This window comes from Pseudomonas sp. CBS (assembly GCF_024734645.1).
GTDB lineage: Bacteria > Pseudomonadota > Gammaproteobacteria > Pseudomonadales > Pseudomonadaceae > Aquipseudomonas.
In genome coordinates, this window is sequence record NZ_CP102929.1 from 3,263,986 (window position 1) to 3,289,354 (window position 25,369).

Here is a 25,369-nt window from a genome sequence, read left to right on the forward strand (position 1 = left end):
GGCACGACGGCGTTAGAACAAGTATTAAAAGACACTAATGCCATCATGTTCAGACGGAGTGCAGGCTGGAACCCGGAACTATTCGCCCTTTTGTTTATCGAGCGCGACTTGATACAACACGTTCTTGCGCACACCGGTAATTTCCGCAGCCAGGGCCGCCGCACGCTTCAATGGCATCTCCTTGAGCAGCAGATCCAGAATGCGCATTGCTTCACTGCCGACCGCATCTTCGCTTTCCGGCGCCGACCACCCCGCCACCAACACCACGCACTCGCCGCGCTGCTGATTGCTGTCGCCTTCGACAAATTCGCGCAGCTCCTGCAGCGGCAGGCCCTTGAGGGTTTCGAAGGTCTTGGTGATTTCCCGCGCCAGCAAGGCCAGGCGATCGCCGCCGAATACCAGCTCCATGTCCTGCAGGCATTCAAGGATGCGGTGCGGGGCTTCGTAGAAGATCAGCGTGCGCGGTTCTTCTTTCACCAATTCCAGGCGCGCCCGGCGACCAACCGCCTTGGCCGGCAGGAAGCCTTCAAAGATAAAACGATCCGACGGCAAGCCGGCTGCAGACAATGCAGCAATCAGCGCGCACGCTCCCGGAACAGGCACTACATTGATACCAGCGGCCCGCGCCTGGCGAACCAGGTGGTAGCCGGGGTCGGAAATCAGCGGCGTACCCGCATCCGAGATCAGCGCCACGTCATCACCCGCCAACAAACGGGTGATAAAACGACTGCCTTCTTCACGCTCGTTATGTTCATGGCACGCGGCCAAGGGTGTTGGAATGCCAAAATGCTGCATCAATCGCTGGGAGTGCCGAGTGTCTTCGGCAGCGATCAGCTTCACGTCACGCAGCACTTTCAGTGCGCGCGCACTGATGTCGTCCAGGTTGCCAATGGGCGTCGCCACGACAAAAAGCGAGCCAGCAGTGGAATTCAAAGGACCTGGAGCAGTCAAAGCGCACACCTCGATGATTGGCAAAAGCCGCATTGTAGCGCGTAGACGCCTTGAATATATGCCCTCGGGGCAAGCTCCATTTCAGCCATCTGTAGGCTCTTGCAACATTTACACGACCTAAATAGACGGTTTCACGCCAGTAACATCGCGCCCCGGCCAGTGCTTGGGTACAATTCCACGCTAATTTGATCGGTATCAGGAACACTTACATGATCGCTTGCCTGCGGCTGTTCTCTGCCCTCTGCCTCGCTGCCCTGTTGGCGGCTTGCGCCAGCTCGCCCTCGTCCAGCCTTGGCGACCTCCCCCGGACCCCGGATGCCAGCATCGAGCAACTGCTCGAACAGGCGAGTTCGGCCAAGACTCCGGAAAAAGCCGCGCTGTTGCGCTTGAGTGCGGCTGACCTGGCGTTCCACCAAAACAATCCGGGACGCTCGGCGCAGATTCTTGCCCAGGTGCCACTGGACGTCCTGAAACCGGCAGCGCAGGTATTTGCCAGCACCCTGTCGGCTGAACTGGCGATGGCCCGCAACCAGCCCAAGGCAGCGTTGACGGCGTTGAACCACCCGAGCCTGCAAAACCTGAAGGAACTGCCGCCTGAACAGCAGATCCGTACCGGTACCGTGCATGCTCGTGCTTATGAAGCCGACGGCCAGACCCTGGCCGCCGCTCGCGAGCGTGTCGCCATGGCTCCGCTGCTGACCGGCGACGCCTACAACAGCAACCACGAAGCCATCTGGGTATTGATTGCAGCCTTGCCTGCCGATCAACTGCAAGCCAGCGGCAACCCGACGCTGGACGGCTGGATCAGCCTGGCCCAGGCGGTCAAGAGCGCCGGCACCCTGGAACAACAGCAAGCGGCCATCGACACCTGGCGCGCCCAGAACCCGGGCCACCCGGCGGCCTCGCAATTGCCACAGCCGCTGACCAAGCTCAAGGAACTGGCCAGCCAGCCGTTGAACAAGATCGCCCTGCTGCTCCCGCAGGAAGGCCCGCTGGCCGGCGTTGCCAAGGCGCTGCGCGAAGGCTTCATGGCCGCGCACTATCAGGCTGAACAAGCCGGGCAGAAGCCGCCGGTGATCGAGTTCTACGACAGTTCGCGCCTGACCTCCATTGATGACTTCTACGCCAAGGCCCAAGCCGCCGGTGTGCAACTGGTGGTCGGCCCGCTGGAGAAACCGCTGGTCAAGCAACTCAGCGCGCGCCCGCAATTGCCAATCACCACCCTCGCCCTGAACTACAGCGAAGCCGACCAGAACCCGGCGCAACTGTTCCAGTTCGGCCTGGCCGCTGAAGACGAAGCCCGTGAAGTGTCCCGTCGCGCTCGCGCCGATGGCCTGCACCGCGCCGCCGCCATGGTGCCGAGAGGCGAATGGGGCGAACGCGTCTACAAAGCCTTCCGTCAGGATTGGGAAGCCAATGGCGGCACCGTGATAGGCGTCGAGTACGTTGACCAGCCAGTAGCCCTGGCCCAGCAGATTGCCGACCTGTTCCAACTGCGCAAAAGCGAAGGCCGCGCCAAGAGCCTGCAAAGCACCGTCGGTTCGGATGTCTCCGCCCAGCCGTCGCGCCGCCAGGACATCGAGTTCATCTTCCTGGCCGTGACCCCGCAACTGGCCCAGCAGATCAAGCCGACCCTGAACTTCCAATACGCTGGCGACGTACCGGTGTATGCAACGTCCCACGTGTTCAGCGCCAGTGGCGACAAGAACCAGTACCTGGACATGACCAACGTGATGTTCTGCGAAACCCCTTGGCTGCTGAACACCACTGACCCGCTGCGCAACCAGGTTGCCGCCCAATGGCCACAAGCCAACGGCAGCCTCGGTCGGCTGTACGCAATGGGTGTGGATGCCTACCGCCTGGCGCCGCGCCTGGGGCAACTCAAGGCACTGCCGGACACTCGTGTTGATGGCCTGTCGGGCAACCTGGGCGTCAGCGCCAACCAGCGTGTCGATCGCCAGATGCCATGGGCCAAGTTCGTCGGTGGCGAGATCCAGCGCCTGCCTGATACCCCGCGCTGATGCCCGAGCGGTCAAGCGCACAAAGCGGCAAGGACGCCGAACTTCAAGCCCTCGAGTACCTGCAACAACAAGGTCTGCGCCTTCTGGCGCAGAACTGGTTATGCAAGCGCGGCGAGCTTGATCTGGTCATGCTTGACGGCGATACAGTAGTATTTGTCGAAGTCCGCTACAGAAAACACGCACAATGGGGGGGTGCGCTCGCCAGTATCGACGGGCGCAAGCGCCAGAAGCTGATACTCGCCGCGCAGTTTTTCCTGCTCAAAGAGCGTCGCTGGGCCGATCATCCCTGCCGTTTCGATGTGGTTGCCATAGAAAGCACTCCCCGGGGAACAGCCGATCTGAACTGGCTGCAAGATGCCTTTGACAGCTGATTCGCCGGACATCTACACCGCACACTTTTGCTCTTTGCTTTGCGGGCTGCACATTCCTGTGCCAAACAGCCGCGCTAATTAAGGTCACACAGATGGACATGCAATCCCGAATTCGCCAGCTTTTCCAGGCCAGTATCGATACCAAGCAACAGGCGATGGACGTACTTGCACCGCACATCGAGCAAGCCAGTCAGGTCATGGTCAACGCCTTGCTCAACGAAGGCAAAATGCTTTCGTGCGGCAACGGCGGTTCGGCCGGCGATGCCCAGCATTTTTCCTCGGAACTGCTCAACCGCTTCGAGCGCGAGCGTCCGAGCCTGCCGGCCATCGCCCTGACCACCGACACCTCGACGATCACCTCGATCGCCAACGACTACAGCTACAACGAAATCTTCTCCAAACAGATTCGTGCCCTTGGCCAGCCGGGTGACGTATTGCTGGCAATCTCCACCAGCGGTAACTCGGCGAACATTATTCAAGCGATCCAGGCCGCACATGATCGTGAAATGATTGTCGTAGCATTGACCGGGCGCGACGGCGGCGGCATGGCGTCGCTGCTGCTGCCCGAAGACGTGGAAATTCGCGTCCCGGCCAATGTCACCGCACGTATTCAGGAAGTCCACCTGCTGGCGATCCACTGCCTGTGCGATCTGATCGACAGCCAACTGTTCGGGAGTGAAGAATGACCGTTAAACGCCTTAGCCTATTGGCAATCACGCTGTGCCTAGGCATCAGCGGCTGCAGTTCGGTAATCGAAGCAAGCCGCGACACGCCCATCCAGGACGATAAAGGCACCCGCACTTTCGGCAGCAAAATCGATGACTCGCTGATCGAAACCAAAGTATCCGTCAACGTTTCCAAGGCCGCTCCGGACCTGGGCAACGGTGCGTCGCGCATCGTGGTCGTCAGCTTCAACGGCGTGGTACTGCTCACCGGGCAAACCCCGCGTGCCGACCTGAAGGCCCAGGCTGAACAAGCCGCCTCCGCCGTACAACGGGTCAAGAAAGTCCACAATGAATTGCAGGTGATGGAGCCGATCACACTGCTGGCGATCAGCAACGATGCGCTGCTGACCACCAAGATCAAGACCCAGATGCTGACCGACAGCTCGATTCCCGGCTCACGGATCAAGATCGTCACTGATAATGGTATCGTCTACATGATGGGCCTGCTGACTCAGGCAGAAGCCACCCGCTCTGCCAACCTGGTACAAGGTGTGTCGGGCGTACAGAAGATTGTGAAGGTGTTCGAATACATCGACTGATGTCATCGACGACCACAAAAAAGGGCGCCGTGCATTGATTGCACGGCGCCCTTTTTAGTGGCTGGCGGTTACTGGTACTGCTGGTACGGGTTGCCTTGGAACTGGTTGTTCTGTTGCGGCGCCTGTTGCTGCTGGGCGCCCGGCTGACCGTATTGCTGGCCAGGAATCGGCCCCAGGTTAACCTCTACGCGACGGTTCTGGGCACGGCCATTGACGTCGGCGTTGCTGGCAATCGGGTTATCCGGGCCGGCACCGCGGGCACTCAGGTTGGTCGCGCTGACACCTTGGGACGTCAGGTAATTAGCCACGCTCTGCGCACGACGCTGGGACAGGTCCATGTTGAGCTGGCGGCTGCCGGTGCTGTCGGTGTAGCCAACGATCTGGATGGTGTTCTGGTTGAACTGCTTGAGGGAGTTCGCCAGGTTGTTCAGCGGCGTATAGAAGCTGCTGGAGATCGCGTCCGAGTTGGTGGCGAAGGTGATGTTACCCGGCATGATCAACTTGATCTGATCGCCCTGGCGCTGCACTTCAACCCCGGTATTGGCCATGCTTTCACGCAGTTTCTTTTCCTGCTGGTCCGCGTAGTAGCCATAGCCGGCAGCGCCGAGGCCGGCGATAGCGCCACCGATCAGCGCACCCTTGCCGCGGTTGTTGTGGTCGATGGCGGCACCTGCCAGCGCACCGGCCAGTGCCCCCAGGCCACCGTACTTGGCGGTTTTGCTGATGCCGCCCTCTGAACCATTATTCGCCTGTCCCTGGCTGCCGTCATAAGGATTAGGTGAAGCGCAGCCGGACAACAAGGCTACGGCGGTAGCGACAACAAGCAGACGACGAGAAGTGAACATGAAGGAAGCTCCTACTTTTGCATTCTGTGATGCAGAGGACATTGGCAATGGACCTGTGCCGAGCTTGGAACACGACAAACGGCAAAAATTCCATGTCCGGTCACCGGTGTGCACAGTCAAACCCTAGCAGAGACTTGCTGAACGGTAATTGTCATTTTTTCTATAAGTTTCGTCCGATAGTTGCCATTTGGTATCCGAAAAACTACCCCGGTTTCCCTTCACGCCCGCACGAATGGATTCTCACGCATTTCATCTCCCAGGCGTGTATCCGGACCATGCCCCGCCACCACAACCGCCGTCTCATCCAGGGTGTAGAGCCGTTGCTTGATCGAACGCACGATGGTCGCCTGGTCTCCGCCCCACAAATCCGTACGCCCGACACCACGCCGAAACAGGGTGTCGCCGGCAATCAGCAACTTCGCATCCGCGAACCAGAAACTCATCGAGCCCGGTGTGTGTCCAGGTGTGTGCAAGGCGACCCCACAACCGCAGGCCAGCTCCTCTTCATCCTCCAGCCAGCGATCCGGCGGCGGCACAGGTGTGTACGGTACGCGGAACATCTGGCACTGCATTTCCAGGTTGTCCCACAGAAACTGGTCTTCCTTGTGCAGGTGCAACGTGGCGCCGGTCTTTTCCTTCAATTGCCCGGAAGCCAGGAAGTGATCGAGGTGGGCGTGGGTGTGAATGATGCTGACCACTTTCAAGCCCAGCGCATCGAGGCGCGTCAGGATCAACTCATGATTGCCACCCGGATCGACCACGATGGCTTTCCTGGTGACGGGGTCGCCGATAATTGTGCAGTTGCACTGCAACGGGCCGACGGGGAAGGTTTCGCGGATTAGCGCGGGGGTCTGAGTATTCATTGGTGTTCCTGCAAATTCAAAGGCACATCCTGATGCACAGTATGTTCGACCATGCGCCCGATCTGAAAGCGCTCGCGAGCACACGGCTGTCAAACCACGTAGCTGCTAAGATACTCTGGCGCAAGTCTGCAACGCGCAACCTATAGCGCTTGGAGTGGGACTCGTGGCAACCCTCAGCCCATTGATCATCTGCGAACACTGCGATTGCGTGTACGAAAAAGTCACGCTCGCCAAACATCAGAAAACCCTCTGCACCCGATGCGCAGGCGTACTCCAGCGCTATAACGGGCTGTCGGTGGAACAACGCCTGGCGCTGACCCTGACCGCCGCCATGCTGTGGGTTTTCGCCAATTTCTACCCGGTAATGAGCATCAGCCTGCAAGGTTTGAAAAGCAGCGCCACCTTATGGGACTCCGTGGTTGCGCTGGCCCAGGGCCCGATTACCTTTATCGCGCTGGTGGCGGCCATTTCCATCATCATCGCGCCGGTGTTCCAGTTGCTGTTGCTGATGTGGGTGCTGGGCTTTGCGATGAAGGGCAGGCGCTCACCGGCGTTCAAAGTCTGCATGCGCTGGCTCGAAGCCTTACGGCCCTGGAGCATGCTGGAAGTCTGCCTGCTGGGCGCCATGGTGGCGGTGTTCAAGCTCGCCGGGATGCTGGATGTATTGCCCGGCACCGGCCTGTTCGCCCTGGCGGCGCTCAGCCTGTTGCTGATCCGCATTGCCGGGCGCGATATTCGCGACCTGTGGGACACCTTATGAACCGGCCACCGACCGCCAGCGAGCTGAACCTGTGCCTGTGCCACAGCTGCGGCCAGGCCTGCGATACCAGCGCCAACCCCGACGAGTGCGAACGCTGTGATGCGCCCTTGCACCGGCGCAAGGTGCACTCATTGACCCGCACCTGGGCCTACATGCTGACGGCACTGGCGTTTTACGTGCCCGCCAACCTACTGCCGGTGATGAACACCTCGATGCTCGGCTCCGGCGCCGACAGCACCATCATGAGTGGCGTGCTGGAGTTCTGGCAGCACGGCGCCTGGGACATTGCCCTGATCATTTTCATCGCCAGCATCGCAGTGCCGGGCATCAAGTTCGTCGCGCTGACCCTGCTGCTGGTCACCGTGCAACGCAATAACCAGTGGGCACGCAAGGAGCGCTCGAAGCTGTTTCGCTTCGTCGAGGTGATTGGCTACTGGTCGATGCTGGATGTCATCGTAGTGGCGTTGGTGGCGGCCCTGGTGCGGTTTCAGGCCCTGGGTACCATCGAGCCGCGCCTGGGTATTCTGTTCTTTGGCCTGGTGGTGGTGTTTACCATGCTCTCGGCAATGAGTTTCGACCCCCGCCTGATCTGGGAAAACCCCCACAACGAGGAGATGCCGGATGGCGTCGCAAACCACTGACAAACCGCTGCCCCCCGGCCAACCCGCGATCAAGACGCGGCGCTTCAGCGTTTCGCTGGTGTGGATCGTGCCGATTGTCGCGGTGCTGGTGGGCATTTCGCTGGTGGTGCACAGCATCCTTCAGCAAGGGCCGAGCATTACCATTACCTTCAAGACCGGCAGCGGCCTGACCGCCAACAAGACCGACGTCAAATACCGCAACGTGGTGATCGGCCAGGTGACTGACGTGGAGTTGAGCGACGACCAGAAAAACGTCAACGCCACGATCAAACTGTCCAAGCAGGCTGAAAGTTTCACCCGGGAAGACTCGCAATTCTGGGTGGTGCGCCCGCGTATTGGCGCCGGCGGCGTTTCCGGCATCGACACGCTGCTCTCCGGGGATTACATCGGCGCCGACATCGGCCAGTCCGATACCCGCGCCAACCGGTTCACAGGCCTGGAAAACCCACCGCCCATCACTTATGGCGAGCCTGGTAAACGCTTCACCTTGCACACCCAGGATTTGGGCTCGCTGGACATCGGCTCCCCGGTCTATTACCGCAAAATTCCCGTCGGCCAGGTAGTGGCCTATGCCTTGGACGCCGACGGCAAAGGCGTGAACATCGACGTGTTCGTGCATGCACCCAATGACGCCTACGTCACCGAGAACACCCGGTTCTGGAACGCCAGCGGGATTGACGTGAGTGTCGGCGCCAACGGGTTTGCGCTGAAGACCGAATCCTTGTCCTCCATGCTGGTGGGCGGCATCGCCTTCCTGGCTCCGCCCTACAGCCCCGACGACAAGCCGGCCAGCGAGGAGCATTCCTATGAACTGTTCGCCGACCAGCAAACCGCGCTGGCCCCGCCCAATGGCAAGGGGCAATACTTGAACCTGCGTTTCGATCAAGCCTTGCGCGGGCTCACCGTCGGTGCGCCGGTGGAATTCCTGGGTATCGAGTTTGGCAAAGTGGTATCGATCAACCTGGATTTCGACGAGAAAAAACGTAGCTTCCCGGTGAACGTCGGCATCGTGATTTACCCGCAACGCCTCGGCGAAGCCAACACCAAAATGCTCACGGTCCTGAAACATGACCCTAACGATGAGGCCGGCGGCGTGCGCCTGATTGGCAGCTTCATTGAACACGGCCTGCGGGCCCAGGCTCGCAGCGGCAACCTGCTCACCGGCCAGCTGTACATCGCCCTGGACTTCTTTCCCAAGGCCGACAAAGTCGTGTTCGACCCGAACGCGCGCCCCGTCAGTATTCCGACCATCCCCGGCAACCTGGAACAACTGCAGGAAAAACTCGAAGGCATCGTCAACAAGATCAACCAACTGCCGATCGAGCGGATTGCCGGCAACCTCGACGGGAGCCTGGTCGAATTGCGCAAAGGTCTCGGCCAGTTCAACGCCAAGACACTCCCAAGCGTGCAGAACACCCTGGCCGACGTAAGTAAAACCTTGCAGTCAGCCAGTTCGACCCTGGCCGAGGATTCGCCGCAACGGGAGCAGTTGACCCAGACGCTGGATGAACTGAGCCGCATGTCGCGCTCCCTGCGAGAGCTTTCGGATTACCTGGCACGCCATCCCGAATCCCTGATTCGTGGTCGCCCCGACAACGCTGCGCCATCGGACCTGCAAGGGCCTCCGCGCAAATGACCACAGGAGCAACCACCATGGCCTTTCCGCTGAAGATCACCCTGCTCACCGGGTTGCTGCTGCTTGCGGCGTGCCGCAGTGAGCCGATTCAATTTCACACCCTGACGCCGGTGCATCGCAGCAATGCGTCACTGGCCGCCGGCGGTGAAATCCGCATTGAAAGCATCACAGTCCCGCCGCAGGTCGACCGCCCGCAGATTGTCATCCGCCAGGGCGACAGCGGCGTGGCGATTCTTGAGACGCAATGGTGGGCCGCCAGTCTGGTGGATGAGCTGCGCAGCGCGCTGGTGGACCAACTCGCCAGCAACCGGAAAAACCTGGCGGTGCGCATTGAAGTACAGCGTTTTGACTCGATCCCCGGGCAGTACGCCCTGCTCGACGTCAAATGGCGACTTCGCCAGACGGGCACGGACGAACGCACGCCGCTGACCTGTCGCACGGTGGTGCAGTCGCCATCCGGCCCAACCATTGATGACCTGGTGATCGCTCAGCAAAACAACGTCAAACTGTTTGCCGCACTGCTCAGCCAGGCCGCCGACAAGTCACCGAGTGAATGCCCGCCCGTGAAACTACCCTAACAACCCCATCTCCTGAGCGCGCGCCACCGCCTGGGTGCGTCGCTCCACTCCCAACTTGCTGTTGATATGGCTGGCGTGGGTTTTCACAGTATGCAGGGAGATAAACAGCTGATTGCTGATTTCCTGGTTCGAGCACCCTTGGGCGATCAAGTGCAGCACTGCCAGTTCGCGGGTGCTCAGGGTTTCAAGGACGTGTGGGGTTTCAGCCACCGCAACATTCGGCAAGCGTGCCAGCAGGCTCTGGTTCAGTTGGCCATGGGGGTCCCGCGAAAGCTGCTCCCGCGTCCAGTCGGGATAGCGCTCCAGCAAGCGCTGAAAGGGTTGCATCGCGCCACCGGCAGCCGCTGCAAGCGCGCGGGCGAACACCGGGCGGGCCAGCGCTTCCTGACCACCGTCCAAAAGTAACTGCGCCTGCTGGGTCAGCGCCATCAGGCTGATCATCTGCCGGCCGCTGTTATGGGCCTGGTGCGCCAGTTCGTCGAGCCGTTGCAGTGAGGCCGCCGGCTGATGCCGGATGGCATCGAGCGCTGCCTGTTGCAGCTCGATATGTTGCGGCAGGTGCGGGTGAAACTCCGGCGCGGCCGCGGCCTGTTCACCGTTGTAGGTTTGCCCCAACCGCGTCAGCCAGGCATCGGCCAGGTCGGTGCGGCCTTGGGCCAGCCATAGCTCGCATTTGACCAGGGTAATCATCGCCAGATAGAAAATCGGCGGCACGTCCCAGATGTGCATCAAGCGCTCGGCCTCGGCCAGCTCGGCGAAGGCCGTGGGGAAGTCGCCGCGGCGACCTTCAAAGCTGGCAATCACGCAATGGCCGATCAGCACGCTGATATCCCGGCAGGCTCGCGCCTCGGCCAGACCGGCACGCAGGCGAGCCAGCCCGGCTTCGGGCTGGCAACGCACCAGCAGCAGGTAGCCTTCGTACAGCGCCAAGCGGGCACGCACGGCATACAGGCGTTGCGGCGCGAGGCCCTGCAAGCGTTGCAGGCCCTGACGCACTTCATCCAGGGAACGCAGGATTTCGCCACGGGCTTGTAGCACCCGCGCCCGGTCGTAATGGGCCAGTGCTTCAAATAATGGGTTGCCGACGCGCTGCGCCAGCTCCAGAGACTCTCGGTTCAAACCCCGGGCGCGCCACAGGTCAGCATCGACGATGGCCAGGTTGGACAGGGTCGACAGGCACATCAACCGCTGACCATAGCGTTTGTGCGGCAGGCTTTCCAGGGCCTCGCTGCAGTACAACTGGGTCAACTCGCGATCACCACGCCCCCGGGCAATAATCCCGCTGAGGGCCAGCCATTGGGCCAACATCGACTTTTGCGCGGTGGCTGACGGCGCCGGCAGAAAGCGGCTGAGATGGCTGGCCAACTCTTGCGCCGCATCCAGCTGGCAGGCCAATCCCAACGCCCAACTGTAGAGCACGATCAGACGTGGCGTGCTCATCAACAGACTGTCGGGCAAGTCCATTTTCCAGCGCAGCAACATGCCGACATTCTGCTCCGCCAGCAGTTGCTCTTCGGAGAGGTTCTGCACCAGGTTTGCCGCCACATCCAGGTGACCGGCCCGCAGCGCCTGCTCCACCGCCTCATCGATCAAGCCCTGGGCATTGAACCAGCGACAGGCCCGAAGGTGCAGGCTGGCAGCAGGCAACACGGCATTACTTGCGCGTCGGGTGCGCAGCAGGTCGGAAAACAGATGGTGATAACGGTACCAGTGGCCCTGTTCGTCCAGCGGCACCAGGAATACCTGGTGGGCTTGCAGGTAGCGCAGTATTTCGCTGCTGTCGTGGGCTTCGCGCACGGCGTCGCACAGTTCGCTGCAAAACCGCTCCTGGGACGCGGTGTCGTAGAGAAACGCCTGGACTTCGGCTGGCAGGCAGTCGATGACTTCTTCGAGCAGGTAATCGCGGATCAGCCCTTCCCCGCCGTGCAGGCCTTGGGGCAAGGCGCCTTCGCTGCCGGCTTCGGAGGCCGCCAGCAGCCAGAAACGCAGGCCGGCCACCCAGCCTTCACTGCGTCGGATCAGGTTATCCAGGGCTTCGCCGCGCAATGAGCTGCTGTGGCGATCCAGCAGGGCCAGGGATTCGGCGTGAGTCAGGCGCAGGTCCTGCTCGTGCAGCTCCAGCAAATGCCGGGACAGGCGCAGGCGCGCCAGGTGCCAGTCGGGGCGTTGACGGCTGGTGACCAGTACCAACAGGCCGTCGGGCAAATGGTTGAGGAAAAATTGCAGGCAGCGGTCGAGTACCGGGCCCTGGGCCAGATGGTAGTCATCCAGCACCAGCAACAGCGGCGCCTGGGTCGACAGGTGCACCGTCAGTTCATCCAGCAGGCCGTCGAGCCACTCTTCAAACGCAAAGGGTTGATGGCGCTGGCGCATTTTCAGCAAGCCCAGGGACTGGGCGCCCAACTGCGGGAAGTATTGCTGCAGGCCGTCGAGCAGGCGTTCAAGGAAACGTCCCGGGTCGTTATCCCGGGGGCTGAGCCCCAACCACAGGCTTTGCCAGTGGGCCGGCAGGCTCTGGCAGAACTCCACCGCCAGCGAACTCTTGCCGAACCCGGCCGGTGCGCTGACCAGCAACAGACGCCCGGCCAAACCTTCACTCAGCCGTTCGCACAGGCGCGGTCGCAACACGTAGCCGTCAGGCAGTGGGGGTCGATAGAAGCGCCCTTCCAGGGTCGGAATGACCGCGCTGGCAGGCCCTTGAATTCGGGACAGATCAGTCATCGCCGGGCTCTTGTAGAAGGCTGTTGTCGGCATTGCAGATGTCCGCAGACTAGCGGTAAAAGCGGCAGCTTTGTAGATCTTTGCAACAATTGTCTTAAAAAGACTACAACAAAAAATATCCGGACTTCTTCTGGAACGACCGACACTCTGTGGCGAGGGAGCTTGCTCCCGCTGGAGTGCGCAGCGCTCCCGTTTTTGGGGCTGCTACGCAGCCCAGCGGGAGCAAGCTCCCTCGCCACAGTGGTCCGGCAAAAAAAAGCCCCGAACCAGTCGGGGCGTTTTTCGAGGATGCGGCCTCTGTTACAGCGAGTTAGCGAACACCATCCTGGCGCAGGGCCGCCGGGGTGAAGTCGCTGGTGGTGGCGGTGAAACCGAAGTCATAGGCCTGTTTCTCTTCGTTCTTCATGCCCAGTGCCAGGTAGCGGCCGGACTGCAGGTCGTAGAGGGTTTCGAGGGCGTACCACGGCACTTGCTTGTCGTAGTAGTTCTCGGCATGGGCTTCCGCCACACGCCACAGTTGGCCGCGACCGTCGTAGTGGTCGATCACCGCAGCTTGCCAGGTGTCTTCGTCGATGAAGAAGTCACGCTTGGCGTAGATGTGGCGCTGGCCTTCCTTCAGGGTTGCAACCACATGCCACACACGGCGCAGCTCGTAGCGCGCCAGGTCCTGGTTGATGTGGCCGGCCTTGATGATATCGACATACTTGAGCTTCGGATCGTCGAGCTTGTAGCTGTTTTCGGCGATGTAGAGCTCTTTCTTGCCTTCCAGTTTCCAGTCGTAGCGGTCTGGCGCACCGTTGAACATGTCGAGGTTGTCGGAGGTACGCAGGCCGTCGGCGGCGGTACCCGGGCCGTCATACGACACTTGCGGTGCCCGGCGCACACGGCGCTGGCCGGCGTTGTAGACCCACGCCGAACGCGGTTCTTTCACCTGGTCGAGGGTTTCGTGCACCAGCAGCACACCACCGGCCAGACGTGCCGGCGCGGTCACTTGCTGCTTGAAGTAGAACAGGATGTTGCCCGGGTTTTTCGGGTCGTAGTCCTTCATCTTGTCGCGGAACACGAACTGGTCGCGGAAGTACACCAGGCTGAACGAGCCGTTGGTTTGCGGCGTGGCCTGGGTCACCAGGCGGGTCACGCTGCCGCCGCGATAGCGGGTGATGTGGTTCCAGATGACTTCCACGCCGCTTTTCGGAATCGGGAACGGTACGGCGGTTTCGAAGTTTTCCAGGCCGTTGCCGCCAGACACCAGGTTGGTGCTGGTGGCGTTTTTCTTGATGGCGGCGAACACATCAGCCGGCACCGTGGCGCCGCGATGGGTCGGGTAGACCGGCATCTTGAAGGTGTCCGGGTAGCGCTTGAACATCGCGTACTGCCCCGGCGCCAGCTTGTCCTTGTACTGCTCGACGTTCTGCGCGGTGATGGTGAATTGCGGTTGTTCGCTGGCGTACGGGTTGGCCAGGAAACCACGGGCATCCACGGCGCCGGCGTTGGTGGGCAGTGGCGACCATTTAGGGATGGTGCCGGCCGCGTTGCCGGCCATTTCAGCGCCCATCGGGGTCAGGGTCGTGCCGAGCTTGGCGGCTTCGTCGGCCGAGACAGCGGCCATGACGCTACCCGCCATGATCGACAGCCCCAGCACACCCACCTGCAACAGATTTTTAGTTATTTTCATGTTCTGGTTCTTCCTGAAAACATACTGCTTAAAGAGAGTGTGCTTAGAAGTTCACGCCAGCGCTCAAGGCGATGAAGTCACGGTCATCCACCGTGGTGAATTTGCCGCCAAAGAAGTTGGTGTAGTTGAGGCTGACGGTGTAGGTGTTCTGGTACTCGGCATCGACACCCAGGCTGACGGCCTTGCGACCCTCTTCGAAGTTGCCGCCAGGACCTGGCGAGTAGCCTTTGACGTCATGGGACCACGCCACGTTGGGCTTGAGGTTTACACCGGCGAAGACGTCCGGGTATTCCCAGATGGCACGAGCGCGATAGCCCCAGGAGGTGGCCGTGGTGTAGCCGTCGTTGTTGCAGTTGGTGTTCAGGCCAGCGGCATTCGGCAGACCGGCGCCGTTGGCCGTCGAGTTGTTAAGGGCGTTACAGAACCCGCCTGGCAGCGTGCCAGGACCGAACACCGGATCACGGCCGTAACGGGCCTCGGATTTGCTTTCCAGGCCGCCGACGTGGGTCACGCCAATTTCACCGACCGTGGTCAAACGGCTGGCGCCCATGACCTGATCAAAGAAGTGCGTAAAGGTGGTCTGGAACTGCGTAACTTCCTTGCGGTTATAGCCATGCAAGTCCTGACCGGGGCTGCCCTTGAGCACCGAGGCATTCCCGAAGCCCGGGATCGGCGTGACACCCGCATAGAGAATGTCGGTGGTGCTGAGCTGGACTGGCGCGTTTGGCCGATAGCTCAACTCACCGCTCCAGGCGGTACCGGTAGGCAGCGTGGTGGAGAAGCTCAAGCCGTACAGGCGGATGTCTTCAGGGTACTCGATGAAGTAGTTGGAACTGCCCGCAACAATCAGCGGCCGCAGCGCACCCAGCGGCCCCAAAGGCCGGGTATAGGCCGATGCTGGCGCACCTTGGGCGCTGAAGATCGGCGCACGGCTGTGGTAGTTCATGAAGTAGGCGCCGAATTCGGTATCCAGCGGCTCGAAGTTGTAGTGCATCGCCACGCCGAACTGGCCGCTGTCGCGGGCGTCACGGTCCGGCCCACGGCGCACCAGCACACCTTCGTTGTTCACATCCACGCCCAGGGCGTTGAGGGTAGGCAGCGCAGCGCCTGGAATGGTCGAGCGCTTGTTCAGCACCCGCAGGTTGTTGCTGCAACCGTCGGAAACCACATCCGGCTGCGAGAAGAACGTGCCGCAGTTGTCGGTTACCGTCTGGTCCCATTCCAATTGATAGAACGCTTCTGCCGACAAGTTATCGGTCAGGGTCTGCGACACATAGAACATGTTGACCGGGATCAGGCCTTCCTTGATCTCGGCCCCGGGACGACGGAATGCGGACACGTCGATCGGGTTGATGGAGTTGATGCCCCCACCGATGAAGGTACTTTCACCCCAGCTCACCACCTGCTTGCCGAACCGCACGTTACCTGGCAGATCGGCAATGGTGTAGTTGTGATAAACGAATGCATCGAGAATCTGCCCGCCAGAAGACTTGGCGCCCTCTTTGCGGTTGTTGTTGCTGACATTCTTGAAGTCCAGGTCTTCGTTTTGCAGCGCGAAGTCATACCAGTACTTGCCCCGGACAAACACGCCGGTGTCGCCGTATTTCAACTCAAGGTCATGGATACCCTTGAAGATCTTCGAGAAGGAATCACCTTTGTCGAAGTTCAGGTGACCGTCATCCGAGGTTTGCGACAACCCCCTGCCGCCGTTGTTGGCGCCGATCAGGTCTTTGTTGCGACCCGCCGTCGACCAACTGGCCCCGACCGACAGGGACGAATCAAAGCTGCCTTCGATTTCACCGATGTTGAAACTGACGCCGAATGCAGGCCCGGCGAGCGTAGAGGCGAGGCTGACGGCCAAAGGCAGTTTTGCCCGGCGCCAGAACTGGTTTGCTGAGATCATCGACGCTACTCCATGTGCATTATTGTTATGGCAGTGAGTCGTTTCCAAGGGCTTGTAACGGCCGGAATACAACGATTCCAATGCCGGGCGAACACATGAACCCGCCGGGCTCACAGCACCGCACCTTGAAAAACTCTGGGATGAACTATAGCCAGCAGGGGGTACCGCTTGATCCCTCTAAAGTGTGATTTGCATCACCAACCCGTCTGCCACAGTCCTTTTCGCCATGCTGACGAAGGTCAGCGACGGAAGGATGGCTGAAAATTGGCAAATCACAAGTGAAGGCTCGGAATAGAGCGCCGCCGTGCCCGCGAGGGCACGGCAAGCAGTGTCAGAGGGTAGAGAGGAAGGTACTGTTGTTGGCTTGCCATTCGATGATGTCGATACGGATACGTTTTTTGTCGAGCTTGCCGACGCTGGTCTTGGGAATTTCCGTAACAACGGCGATCTGGCTAGGAATCGCCCACTTGCTCAAGTGGCCCAATTCCACGAATGGCTTGAGATGTTCCTTGAGCTCCTTGGCCCCTATCACATGGCCATCACGCACCACCAGCAACGCAAACGGGCGCTCGCCCCACTGCGGGTCGGCAATCCCCACCACCGCTACTTCGCGTACCGCCGGGTGACGGCTGACCAGGTCTTCCAGCGCCAGGGACGAGATCCACTCGCCGCCGGTCTTGATCACATCCTTGATGCGGTCGCGAATATCGATCACGCCAAACGCGTCGAGGGTAGCCACGTCGCCGGTGTGCATCCAACCGCCGGCCCAGAGCTCTGCGCCCTTTTCCGGCTCGTTGAAGTAGCCTTCGCTGAGCCACGGCGCGCGCAGTACCAATTCGCCTTGGGATTCGCCGTCGGCAGGCAGGAAGTTGCCGTCGCCATCGATGATCGCCGCCTCCACCAAAGGCCCGGGCACGCCGGCCTTGATGCGATAGGTGGTGCGTTCGTCTTCGGTGCCGGCCATCAATTCTTCATTGAGGTGGGCGCAGGACACCAGCGGCCCGGTCTCGGACATGCCATACGCTGCCGTCAGCTGAATCCCGCGGGCCTTGGACGCTTCATACAGCGAACGATTGAGCGCGCTGCCGCCGATGACGATTTTCCAGCCGCTGAAATCCACGCCCTGGCCAGCCTTGGCATTGAGCACCATTTGCAGGATGGTCGGCACACAATGGGAGAACGTGACCTTCTCTTTGCGCCACAGCTCCACCAGGTATTCGGGGTCGTAGCGGCCGGGATAAACCTGCTTCAGGCCGAGCATGGTCGCCACATAGGGCAAGCCCCAGGCGTGCACATGGAACATCGGAGTAATCGGCATGTAGACGTCGTTGGTGCCCAGCAGGCGCACGCTGTCGACGCTGCCCATGATGGTCGCCACGCCCATGGTGTGCAGCACCAGTTGGCGATGGGTGAAATACACGCCTTTGGGATTGCCCGTGGTGCCGGTGGTGTAGAAGGTGGTGGCGACGGAGTTTTCGTCGAAATCCTGGAAGTCGTAGCGAGGGCTTGCTGCTGCCAGCAGCGTTTCGTACTCACCCACGAGGTTGGGCAACTCGGCGGTTTTGTCCGCGCCATCAGTGAGTAACAGGGTTTTGTCGACGGTGGTGAGGTGGCCGGCGATGGCCTGGTAGAGCCCCACGAACTCGCTGTTGACCAGCACAAAGCGGTCCTCGGCGTGGTTCATGGTGTACAGAATCTGTTCCGGCGACAGGCGCACGTTGATGGTGTGGATGACTGCGCCAATCATCGGAATGGCAAACATGCATTCCAGGTAGCGGTGGCTGTCCCAGTCCATCACGGCCACGGTGTCACCGGCCTTGACCCCGGCCTCGGTCAGCACATTGGCCAGGCGGGCGACGCGCTCGATCAGGGTCGGATAGGTATAACGCAACTGGTCGCGGTAGACGATTTCCCGGGTCTTCTCGTAGCGTGTCCCGGACATCAACAGGCGTTTGATCAACAGCGGGTATTGGTAGGCGCCTTCGGCGGGCGGGATAACACGAGTCTGCAACATACGAATCCCTTATCTGACTGCACGGTCTTGGCTGAAACATCTGCACTGTAGAGCGCTTATGTTTCAGCCAAATCACCCAAAGGAATGATTTGCAGAACCCAACGAATGCTAGCTTTGCGCCAGCATCCGGCTTATTTCATGCTGGTAAACGCCAGCTTCACGCCGATGGCAATCAGCACCGCGCCCATGGTGCGGTCGAACCAGTGGCCCATGCGTGCAAAACCGGCACGCACGCGTTGCTGGCTGAACAGCATGGCCACCAGGCAAAACCAGATTGCGGTCGCCACGGCCAGGTACAGTCCGTAACCGGCCTGGATCGCCAGCGGCGTGTGGGGGTTGATTACCACGGTGAACAGCGACAGGAAGAACAGCGTGGCCTTGGGGTTCAAGCCGTTGGTGACGAAACCCGAGGTGAACGCACCACGGGCGGTGCGCTCGCCCACTTCAAGGTGCAGGTCTTCTTCACTGGCAGGCTTGGCCGGCTGGGCGCGCAGGGCCTTGAAGCCGATGTACAGCAGGTAGGCCGCCGCCGCCCATTTCAATGCGTTGAACAGCACAATGGACTGGGACACGATCAAGCCGATGCCCAGCAGCGAATACCCTACGTGCAGGAAAATCGCCGACCCGACGCCCAGCGCCGTCCAGGTTCCGGCGCGCCGGCCATGGGTCACGCTTTCACGTACCACCACGGCGAAGTCCGGGCCAGGGCTGGCCACCGCCAACAGGTGAATCAGTGCCACGGTCAAGAACTCGGTGAGGTACATGCACACTCCAGGAAGTAACTGATTATTTCATCTGATAGGCTCGGCAGATTACGCCTTCGAACCTCGTCGCAAAAGGTACAGTTGATAATGAACAATCGCCGCGCCGTCTTCCTTGATCACCCTTCCCTGGACCTCGGAGACCTGGACCTCAGCGGGTTGCGGGCACTCTTCAGCGAGCTGAGCCTGCACCAGCAGACCACACCCGAAAACATTATCGAACGCCTGCAAGGCGCGCAGGTGGCCATCAGCAACAAGATCGCGCTGAATGCCGAGACCCTGGCGGCCTGCCCCGAGCTGAAGCTGATCCTGGTGACCGCCACCGGCACCAACAACGTCGACCTGGTCGCCGCCCGCGCCCACGGCGTTACCGTAAGCAATTGTCAGGGTTACGGCACGCCGTCGGTGGCGCAGCATACGATCATGCTGCTGCTCAATCTTGTGACGCGCCTGAACGACTATCAGCGGGACGTGCAGGCGGGGCTTTGGCAACAAGCCAAGCAGTTCTGCCTGCTGGACCATCCGATCGTCGAACTGGAAGGCAAAACCCTCGGCCTGCTGGGCCATGGTGAGTTGGGCAGCGCCGTTGCGCGCCTGGCCGAGGCCTTCGGTATGCGCGTGATCCTGGGTGCCATTCCAGGCCGCCCGGCACGTGCCGATCGCGTGCCGCTGGACGAACTGCTGGCGCAGGTCGACGCGCTGACCCTGCACTGCCCGCTGAACGAGCACACCCGTGACTTTATCGGTGCCCGTGAACTTACCTTGCTCAAGCCTGGCGCCTTCATCGTCAACACGGCCCGCGGTGGCCTGATCAATGAACAAGCCTTGGCCGATGCCCTGCGCAGCGGTCATCTGGGCGGCGCGGCGACCGATGTGTTGAGTGTCGAACCCCCGGTCAACGGCAACCCGCTGCTGGCCGGCGACATCCCGCGCTTGATCGTCACCCCCCACAACGCCTGGGGCAGCCGCGAAGCCCGGCAGCGGATCGTCGGCCAATTGATCGAAAACACTCAGGGCTTTTTCAGCGGCGCCCCGCTGCGCGTCGTCAGTTGATAAACTGCGCCCCTTTTCAAGGAGCAGACCATGGATCCGCGCAGTGAAGTACTGCTTCGCCAGGCCGAACTTTTTCAAGGCGACGTGCTGCTGGTGGGCTTGCCCGCCGACGACCTGCTGGGCCGCCTGCCCAATGCCCATGGCTGGAGCTGGCACGCCGGCGACCAGGCCGCACTGGACGCACGTTTTGCCGAGCGCAGCCAGTTCGGCGTGAGCGTGCCCGAGCGTTCGTTCGACACGGCGGTGGTGTTCCTGCCCAAGTCCAAGGACCTCACCGACTACTTGCTCAATGCCGTGGCGGCGCGTTTGCCCGGCAAAGAGTTGTACCTGGTCGGGGAAAAGAAAGGCGGTATCGAAAGTGCGGCCAAGCAACTGAACCCGTTCGGCAAACCGCGCAAGCTCGACAATGCGCGGCACTGCCAGTTGTGGCTGGTCACGGTGGCCAATGCCCCCGAGCCGGTTGAGCTGGAAAGCCTGGCGCAGGTGTTCGAGGTGCCGCTGGCTGAAGGGCCGCTCAAGGTGGTGAGCCTGCCGGGCGTGTTCAGCCACGGTCGCCTGGATCGCGGTACTGCGCTGCTGCTGGAGCACCTGGACAAGTTGCCAAGCGGTCACTTGCTGGATTTCGGTTGTGGGGCTGGCGTGCTGGGGGCGGCGGTCAAACGTCGATACCCGCATAACACGGTGACGATGCTCGACGTGGATGCCTTCGCCGCCGCCAGCAGTCGCCTGACCTTGGCGGCCAACGACCTGGAAGCCGAAGTGTTGACCGGTGATGGCATCGACGCAGCACCGATGAATCTGAACACGATTTTGAGCAACCCGCCGTTCCATGTCGGGGTGCACACCGATTATTTCGCCACCGAGAACTTGCTGAGAAAAGCAGCCAAACATCTGGCAAAAGGCGGCGAACTACGCTTGGTAGCGAATAGTTTCCTGAAGTACCAACCGCTGATCGAAGAGCATCTTGGGGTGTGCGCAATCAAGGCAGAAGGCCAGGGTTTTCGCATTTACCGTGCCAAGCGCGGCTGAAATCTTTTTCCAAAAGAAGGCTTGCCGAATGGATTTTGCCTAGGCAGAATCCGCTCCGTCCTAGGGGAGTAGTCTCCCACGAGCGCCACGCTCGTCCGGCATACGTCAACATACTTGGTCAACAGGCCATGGCGTATGCGACCCAGGAGTCCGCACAGACGGACCGGGGTTTGACAAGACCTATGACACGAACACCTTACCCGGGGCGGGAAGGCTGTACGTGTCATAGCCGTGTCGACCCGCCCCTGGAACTTACCTGATGCTGGATTCCCTGCTTGTCCCTACCGCAATCGTTGCCTTGGCCGAAATTGGCGACAAGACGCAACTGCTCGCGCTCATTCTCGCTGCACGCTTTCGCAAACCCTGGCCGATCATCGCCGGCATCGTCGCCGCGACCCTGGCCAACCATGCGGCCGCCGGTGCCGTGGGGGCCTGGTTCGGGAGTTTCTTCTCGGATGCGGTGTTGCACTGGATCCTCGCGGCGAGCTTCTGTGCCACCGCGCTCTGGACCCTGGTGCCCGACAAGCTCGACGATGACGAAGCCAGTACATCCCGCAAGTTCGGGCCATTCCTGACCACGCTGATCGCGTTCTTCCTCGCGGAAATCGGCGACAAGACCCAGATCGCTACCGTGATGCTCGCGGCGCAATACCCGGAACTGTGGCTGGTGATTATCGGCACGACCCTGGGCATGTTGATTGCCAACGTACCGGTGGTGCTGGCGGGGAATTTCGCGGCGGACAAATTGCCGCTGACGCTGATTCGTCGACTGGCGGCTACGGCATTTTTCATCCTGGCCATTGTTGCGGTGTACAAGGCCATGCAGAGCAGTGGCTGGATCTAAACGCTACCCCATATGGGAGCTGGCTTGCCTGCGATAGCATCACCTCGGTGCAACTGACACACCGAGGTGCCTGCATCGCGGGCAAGCCCGACTCCAACACAAGCCGGGCCCCCATATTCAGATTTGCATTTCAGCCTTATAAATCAGGATTTTTTCGCCTGCTGATACAACGGCATCACCTTCGGAATCGCCGCCTGCAACGAGGCGATCCGGCTGTCGGAGGCCGGGTGAGTGCTCATGAACTCAGGTGGCGAGCCTTCCGAGGCCTTGGCCATTTTGTTCCACAGGGTAATCGCCGCGTTCGGGTTGTAACCGGCACGCGCCGACAACTCCAGGCCAATCAGGTCCGCTTCGTTTTCGTTGCTGCGGCTGTTGGGCAAGGTCATGCCGTAGTTGGCCACGGTATCGGCCAGCGCCAGGCTGTCCTGACCCAGGCCGAACAAGGCACCGGCCCCCTGCTTCGCCATTTCGATACCGTAGGCCTTGGACATGGCTTCGCGGCCGTGCTCACGCAAGGCGTGGGCAATTTCATGGCCCATCACGGCGGCGAGTTCGTCGTCGGTCAGTTTGAGATTGTCGATCAACGCGCTGTAGACAAAGATCTTGCCGCCAGGCCCGCAGTTGGCGTTCATCTCGTCACTTTTGATCAGGTTCACTTCCCACTTCCACTGCGCCGCATCCGGGCGGAAGGTGGGCGCCTGGGCGATCAAGCGGTTGGCAATGGCCTGTACGCGCTTGGCGTTGGCACTGGTCTTGTCCACCAGGCCTTTGCCACTGGCTTCGCCCAGGGTCTGCTGGTACGACTGCGCATACATCTGGTCGACTTCCTGGCTCGACAACATGCTGAACATGTACTGCTTGCGCTCGACGCCCACGGCACCGCCGCTGGTGGTGTTGACGGACTGACAACCGGCGAGCATAACCGCCGCGCCCAACGCACATACCGCTACTGTCTTTTTCATCAACCTGCTCCCTGGAAACATGGCGCGTATCGTAGTCGGCCAATTGTATCGACGCCAGATACAACAGACGTGTAGCTGCCTGATTTCAGACATATCCCACACCGCCGCAAAAAATTCACAAAACGCTGGCGACCATTCCATTTGCGACATTCGCCGATCCGGCACAGTCATTTTGAGGGGATCCCCCTCATGTCTCCCCCGCTCGTGGCCGATATAAACAAGCAGCCAATCTCCCCAGCGCTCGGAGCCGTTATGAAGTTCAAGTCGATTCAATTTTCTGTTGCGGCACTGGCCGGGGCCATTGTGCTGAGCGTGGTAGCGGTGCTGGTGCTGTACGCCTTGTTCGCCGGCGCGCGCACCCAGGAGATGGTGCAGGAACGCACCCAAGGGCAATTCGAACAGATTATCGAACAGCGCCTGACCGCGCTGGCTCGAACCCAGGCGACGCTGATCCAGCGTGAACTGGAAGCGCCACTGGTGACGGCCAAAGGCCTGGCCACCACCAACGCCCTGATGGGCATGAAGGACGCCAGCGGCAACCCACAACTGGCCATCTCCCGTGAGCAACTGATCAACCTGATCCACGAAACCGTGGTGCGCAACCCGAAGATCCTCGGCGCCTATATTGGCTGGGAAGCCAACGCCATCGACCACAACGACGCCGCCTACGTGAACAGCCCGGTGGTCGGCATCGAAACCAACGGTCGCTTCCTGCCCTGGTGGTTCCGCAATGAGGACGGCAGCCTGGGCCTGGATAAACTCGCCGACGTGGCCGACCAGAAAATCCTCTCCACCGGCGTGCGCGCCAGTGAGTACTACCTGTGCTCCAAGGAAAGCAAAAAGCCCTGCGCCATCGACCCGGCCCCTTATAAAGTGGGCAACGCGATGGTGATGCTCGCCTCGTTTATCGAACCGATCATGATCGACGGCACGTTTCAGGGCATCGTCGGCGCCGACCTGTCGGTGAACTTCATCCAGGACATGCTCACCAAGGCTGATCAGAATTTGTACAACGGTGCCGGTGAACTCGCGCTGATTTCCAGCAACGGTCGCCTCGTGGCCTACACCCAGGACGCCAGCAAACTCGGCGAAAAAGCCAGCGACCTGCTCGACAGCAATGAACTGGCGAACCTCAGCCAGCTGAAAATCGGCGAAGTGCGTTACGACGTCGACAAGCAACACGGGCATATCGAGTTGTTCCTGCCGTTCAACATCGGCCAGACAGATGCCCGCTGGACTTTGATGCTGCAACTGCCTCTGAGCGCGGTGATGGCCGACTTGCAGGCCATGCAACATGACCTCGACGCCCAGCGCAAAACCGATATTTTCGGCATGGCCATGGCCGGGCTGCTGATCGCCGGCATCGGCTTGCTGGTGATCTGGCTGGTGGGCCACGGCATTGCCCGGCCGCTCAAGCAAATGGTGGCGATGCTCAATGACATCGCCCAGGGCGAAGGTGACCTGACCCGGCGCCTGACCAGTGATCGCGCCGACGAACTGGGGGCGATTGCCAGCGGCTTCAATACATTCCTGGCCAAGTTGCAGGGAATGATTACCCAGGTGGTGAGCTCGGTGCAGAAGGTCAGCGACTCGTCGGAGCACACCGCCGACATCGCGATTCGCACCAACCAGGGCGTGCACAAGCAAATGGTCGAGATCGACCAGGTGGCCACCGCCGTACACGAGATGACCGCGACGGCCCAGGACGTGGCCCGCAACGCCACCCAGGCCGCACAAGCCGCTAGCCATGCTGATCAGGCGGCAAGCCAGGGCATGCAGATTGTGCGCGACACCTCCACCTCCATCGGCGCCCTCGCCGAGGAAATCGGCAAGGCGGTCGGTGTGGTGCAGGCATTGGCCAAGGACAGCGAAAACATCAACGCCATCCTTACGGCGATTCGCGGGATTGCCGAGCAGACCAACCTGCTGGCGCTCAACGCGGCAATCGAAGCAGCACGGGCCGGTGAGCAAGGACGCGGGTTTGCGGTGGTGGCCGACGAGGTGCGCAACCTGGCGCAGAAGACCCAGAAGGCTACCGAAGAAATCCAGACCATGATCCAGCAACTGCAACAAGGCACCCGCGACGTGGTGCGGGTGATGGAAGACAGCCAGAACCGTACCGATGAAAGCGTGCAACACGCGGCCAAGGCGGCTCAGGCGCTGGAGACCATTACCCAGGCGGTGTCGGTGATCAACGACATGAACACCCAGATCGCCAGCGCCGCCGAGGAACAGAGCGCGGTGGCCGAGGACATTAACCGTAACGTGATCAATATCGGGCAGGTGGCCAATGAAGTGGCGGGTGGGGCGGATGAATCGAGTGCAGCCAGTGCGGACCTGACCAAGCTGGCGGAGCAGCAGCGGCGGTTGATCAATCAGTTCAAGGTTTAAGTCAAGCGGCGCCCTTTCGGGCGCCTTCGCGAGCAAGCCCGCTCCCACATTCGACCGCATTCCTTCAGTTGAAATGCAATCAAATG

General features: G+C 60.8%; 21 protein-coding genes, 1 pseudogene and 1 riboswitch. Of the genes and pseudogenes, 13 read left to right on the forward strand and 9 right to left on the reverse strand.

Features of this window, described 5'->3' with window-relative positions; translation table 11 throughout:
• Positions 1-78 precede the first annotated feature (78 nt).
• Positions 79-984, reverse strand: a complete 906-nt coding sequence (rsmI, locus tag NVB75_RS14780) for a 16S rRNA (cytidine(1402)-2'-O)-methyltransferase (protein ID WP_258347890.1) — start codon at positions 982-984, stop codon at positions 79-81.
• A 176-nt stretch (positions 985-1,160) separates the two neighbouring features.
• Between rsmI and NVB75_RS14785 the strand changes: the two genes are divergently transcribed.
• From NVB75_RS14785 to NVB75_RS14800, 4 genes are all read left to right on the forward strand, one after another.
• The gene (locus NVB75_RS14785) at positions 1,161-2,972 is read left to right on the forward strand and encodes a penicillin-binding protein activator (RefSeq protein ID WP_258347892.1); all 1,812 of its coding nucleotides are present in this window, start codon (positions 1,161-1,163) and stop codon (positions 2,970-2,972) included.
• Positions 2,972-3,343: a YraN family protein gene (locus NVB75_RS14790; RefSeq protein ID WP_076014393.1), complete on the forward strand. Its 372-nt coding sequence runs from the start codon at positions 2,972-2,974 to the stop codon at positions 3,341-3,343. The genes NVB75_RS14785 and NVB75_RS14790 overlap by 1 nt, the downstream gene beginning before the upstream one ends.
• Before the next feature lie 92 nt (positions 3,344-3,435).
• On the forward strand, positions 3,436-4,029 hold the full coding sequence (locus NVB75_RS14795; RefSeq protein WP_003216190.1) for a phosphoheptose isomerase: 594 nt from the start codon (positions 3,436-3,438) through the stop codon (positions 4,027-4,029).
• Complete coding sequence (locus NVB75_RS14800; RefSeq protein WP_258347910.1) at positions 4,026-4,607, forward strand: BON domain-containing protein; 582 nt, start codon at positions 4,026-4,028, stop codon at positions 4,605-4,607. Before NVB75_RS14795 ends, NVB75_RS14800 begins: the two co-directional genes overlap by 4 nt.
• 68 nt (positions 4,608-4,675) lie before the next feature.
• Here NVB75_RS14800 and NVB75_RS14805 read toward each other — a convergent pair whose 3' ends face one another.
• Together NVB75_RS14805 and NVB75_RS14810 are read right to left on the reverse strand one after the other, a co-directional pair.
• Positions 4,676-5,452 (reverse strand): OmpA family protein, encoded by a 777-nt coding sequence (locus tag NVB75_RS14805; protein WP_258347912.1) that lies wholly within the window; start codon positions 5,450-5,452, stop codon positions 4,676-4,678.
• A gap of 218 nt (positions 5,453-5,670) precedes the next feature.
• The gene (locus tag NVB75_RS14810; protein ID WP_258347913.1) at positions 5,671-6,315 is read right to left on the reverse strand and encodes an MBL fold metallo-hydrolase; all 645 of its coding nucleotides are present in this window, start codon (positions 6,313-6,315) and stop codon (positions 5,671-5,673) included.
• 163 nt (positions 6,316-6,478) lie between these two features.
• On the opposite strand from NVB75_RS14810, the gene NVB75_RS14815 reads away from it, so the two are divergent.
• From NVB75_RS14815 to NVB75_RS14830, 4 genes are read left to right on the forward strand one after another with little or no spacing between them, the layout of a single operon-like run.
• On the forward strand, positions 6,479-7,075 hold the full coding sequence (locus NVB75_RS14815; RefSeq protein ID WP_258347915.1) for a paraquat-inducible protein A: 597 nt from the start codon (positions 6,479-6,481) through the stop codon (positions 7,073-7,075).
• Positions 7,072-7,716, forward strand: a complete 645-nt coding sequence (locus tag NVB75_RS14820) for a paraquat-inducible protein A (protein ID WP_258347917.1) — start codon at positions 7,072-7,074, stop codon at positions 7,714-7,716. The genes NVB75_RS14815 and NVB75_RS14820 overlap by 4 nt, the downstream gene beginning before the upstream one ends.
• On the forward strand, positions 7,697-9,352 hold the full coding sequence (locus tag NVB75_RS14825; protein ID WP_258347919.1) for an intermembrane transport protein PqiB: 1,656 nt from the start codon (positions 7,697-7,699) through the stop codon (positions 9,350-9,352). The genes NVB75_RS14820 and NVB75_RS14825 overlap by 20 nt, the downstream gene beginning before the upstream one ends.
• A gap of 17 nt (positions 9,353-9,369) precedes the next feature.
• The gene (locus NVB75_RS14830; RefSeq protein ID WP_258347921.1) at positions 9,370-9,930 is read left to right on the forward strand and encodes a membrane integrity-associated transporter subunit PqiC; all 561 of its coding nucleotides are present in this window, start codon (positions 9,370-9,372) and stop codon (positions 9,928-9,930) included.
• Here NVB75_RS14830 and NVB75_RS14835 read toward each other — a convergent pair.
• From NVB75_RS14835 to NVB75_RS14855, 5 genes are all read right to left on the reverse strand, one after another.
• Positions 9,922-12,651 (reverse strand): LuxR C-terminal-related transcriptional regulator, encoded by a 2,730-nt coding sequence (locus NVB75_RS14835; RefSeq protein WP_258347922.1) that lies wholly within the window; start codon positions 12,649-12,651, stop codon positions 9,922-9,924. The two genes, NVB75_RS14830 and NVB75_RS14835, sit on opposite strands and share 9 nt — an antisense overlap.
• Before the next feature lie 310 nt (positions 12,652-12,961).
• Positions 12,962-14,326, reverse strand: coding sequence for a DUF1329 domain-containing protein (locus NVB75_RS14840; RefSeq protein WP_008434250.1), 1,365 nt, complete (start codon positions 14,324-14,326; stop codon positions 12,962-12,964).
• Positions 14,327-14,369: 43 nt separating this feature from the next.
• Positions 14,370-16,229, reverse strand: coding sequence for a DUF1302 domain-containing protein (locus NVB75_RS14845; RefSeq protein WP_258347925.1), 1,860 nt, complete (start codon positions 16,227-16,229; stop codon positions 14,370-14,372).
• Between the two features lie 331 nt (positions 16,230-16,560).
• A complete protein-coding gene (locus NVB75_RS14850; RefSeq protein WP_167662891.1) occupies positions 16,561-18,243 on the reverse strand; it encodes a fatty acid--CoA ligase in 1,683 nt (560 codons plus the stop codon).
• A gap of 131 nt (positions 18,244-18,374) precedes the next feature.
• Complete coding sequence (locus NVB75_RS14855) at positions 18,375-19,007, reverse strand: LysE family translocator (RefSeq protein WP_063027187.1); 633 nt, start codon at positions 19,005-19,007, stop codon at positions 18,375-18,377.
• A gap of 84 nt (positions 19,008-19,091) precedes the next feature.
• Here NVB75_RS14855 and NVB75_RS14860 point away from each other — a divergent pair, with 84 nt between their 5' ends.
• From NVB75_RS14860 to NVB75_RS14870, 3 genes are all read left to right on the forward strand, one after another.
• On the forward strand, positions 19,092-20,057 hold the full coding sequence (locus tag NVB75_RS14860) for a 2-hydroxyacid dehydrogenase (protein ID WP_258348637.1): 966 nt from the start codon (positions 19,092-19,094) through the stop codon (positions 20,055-20,057).
• A 30-nt stretch (positions 20,058-20,087) separates the two neighbouring features.
• The gene (locus NVB75_RS14865; RefSeq protein ID WP_258347929.1) at positions 20,088-21,086 is read left to right on the forward strand and encodes a class I SAM-dependent methyltransferase; all 999 of its coding nucleotides are present in this window, start codon (positions 20,088-20,090) and stop codon (positions 21,084-21,086) included.
• 51 nt (positions 21,087-21,137) lie between these two features.
• A riboswitch (yybP-ykoY riboswitch) is annotated at positions 21,138-21,257 on the forward strand.
• An 88-nt stretch (positions 21,258-21,345) separates the two neighbouring features.
• Positions 21,346-21,930 (forward strand): TMEM165/GDT1 family protein, encoded by a 585-nt coding sequence (locus NVB75_RS14870; RefSeq protein WP_003216166.1) that lies wholly within the window; start codon positions 21,346-21,348, stop codon positions 21,928-21,930.
• Between the two features lie 143 nt (positions 21,931-22,073).
• Here NVB75_RS14870 and NVB75_RS14875 read toward each other — a convergent pair whose 3' ends face one another.
• Positions 22,074-22,892: a M48 family metallopeptidase gene (locus tag NVB75_RS14875; protein ID WP_258347932.1), complete on the reverse strand. Its 819-nt coding sequence runs from the start codon at positions 22,890-22,892 to the stop codon at positions 22,074-22,076.
• Positions 22,893-24,230: 1,338 nt separating this feature from the next.
• Here NVB75_RS14875 and NVB75_RS33425 point away from each other — a divergent pair.
• Positions 24,231-24,425: pseudogene (locus NVB75_RS33425) on the forward strand (HAMP domain-containing protein); the annotation flags it as partial.
• Positions 24,426-24,539: 114 nt separating this feature from the next.
• Positions 24,540-25,283, forward strand: a complete 744-nt coding sequence (locus tag NVB75_RS33430) for a methyl-accepting chemotaxis protein (protein WP_375378945.1) — start codon at positions 24,540-24,542, stop codon at positions 25,281-25,283.
• Positions 25,284-25,369: the final 86 nt, after the last annotated feature.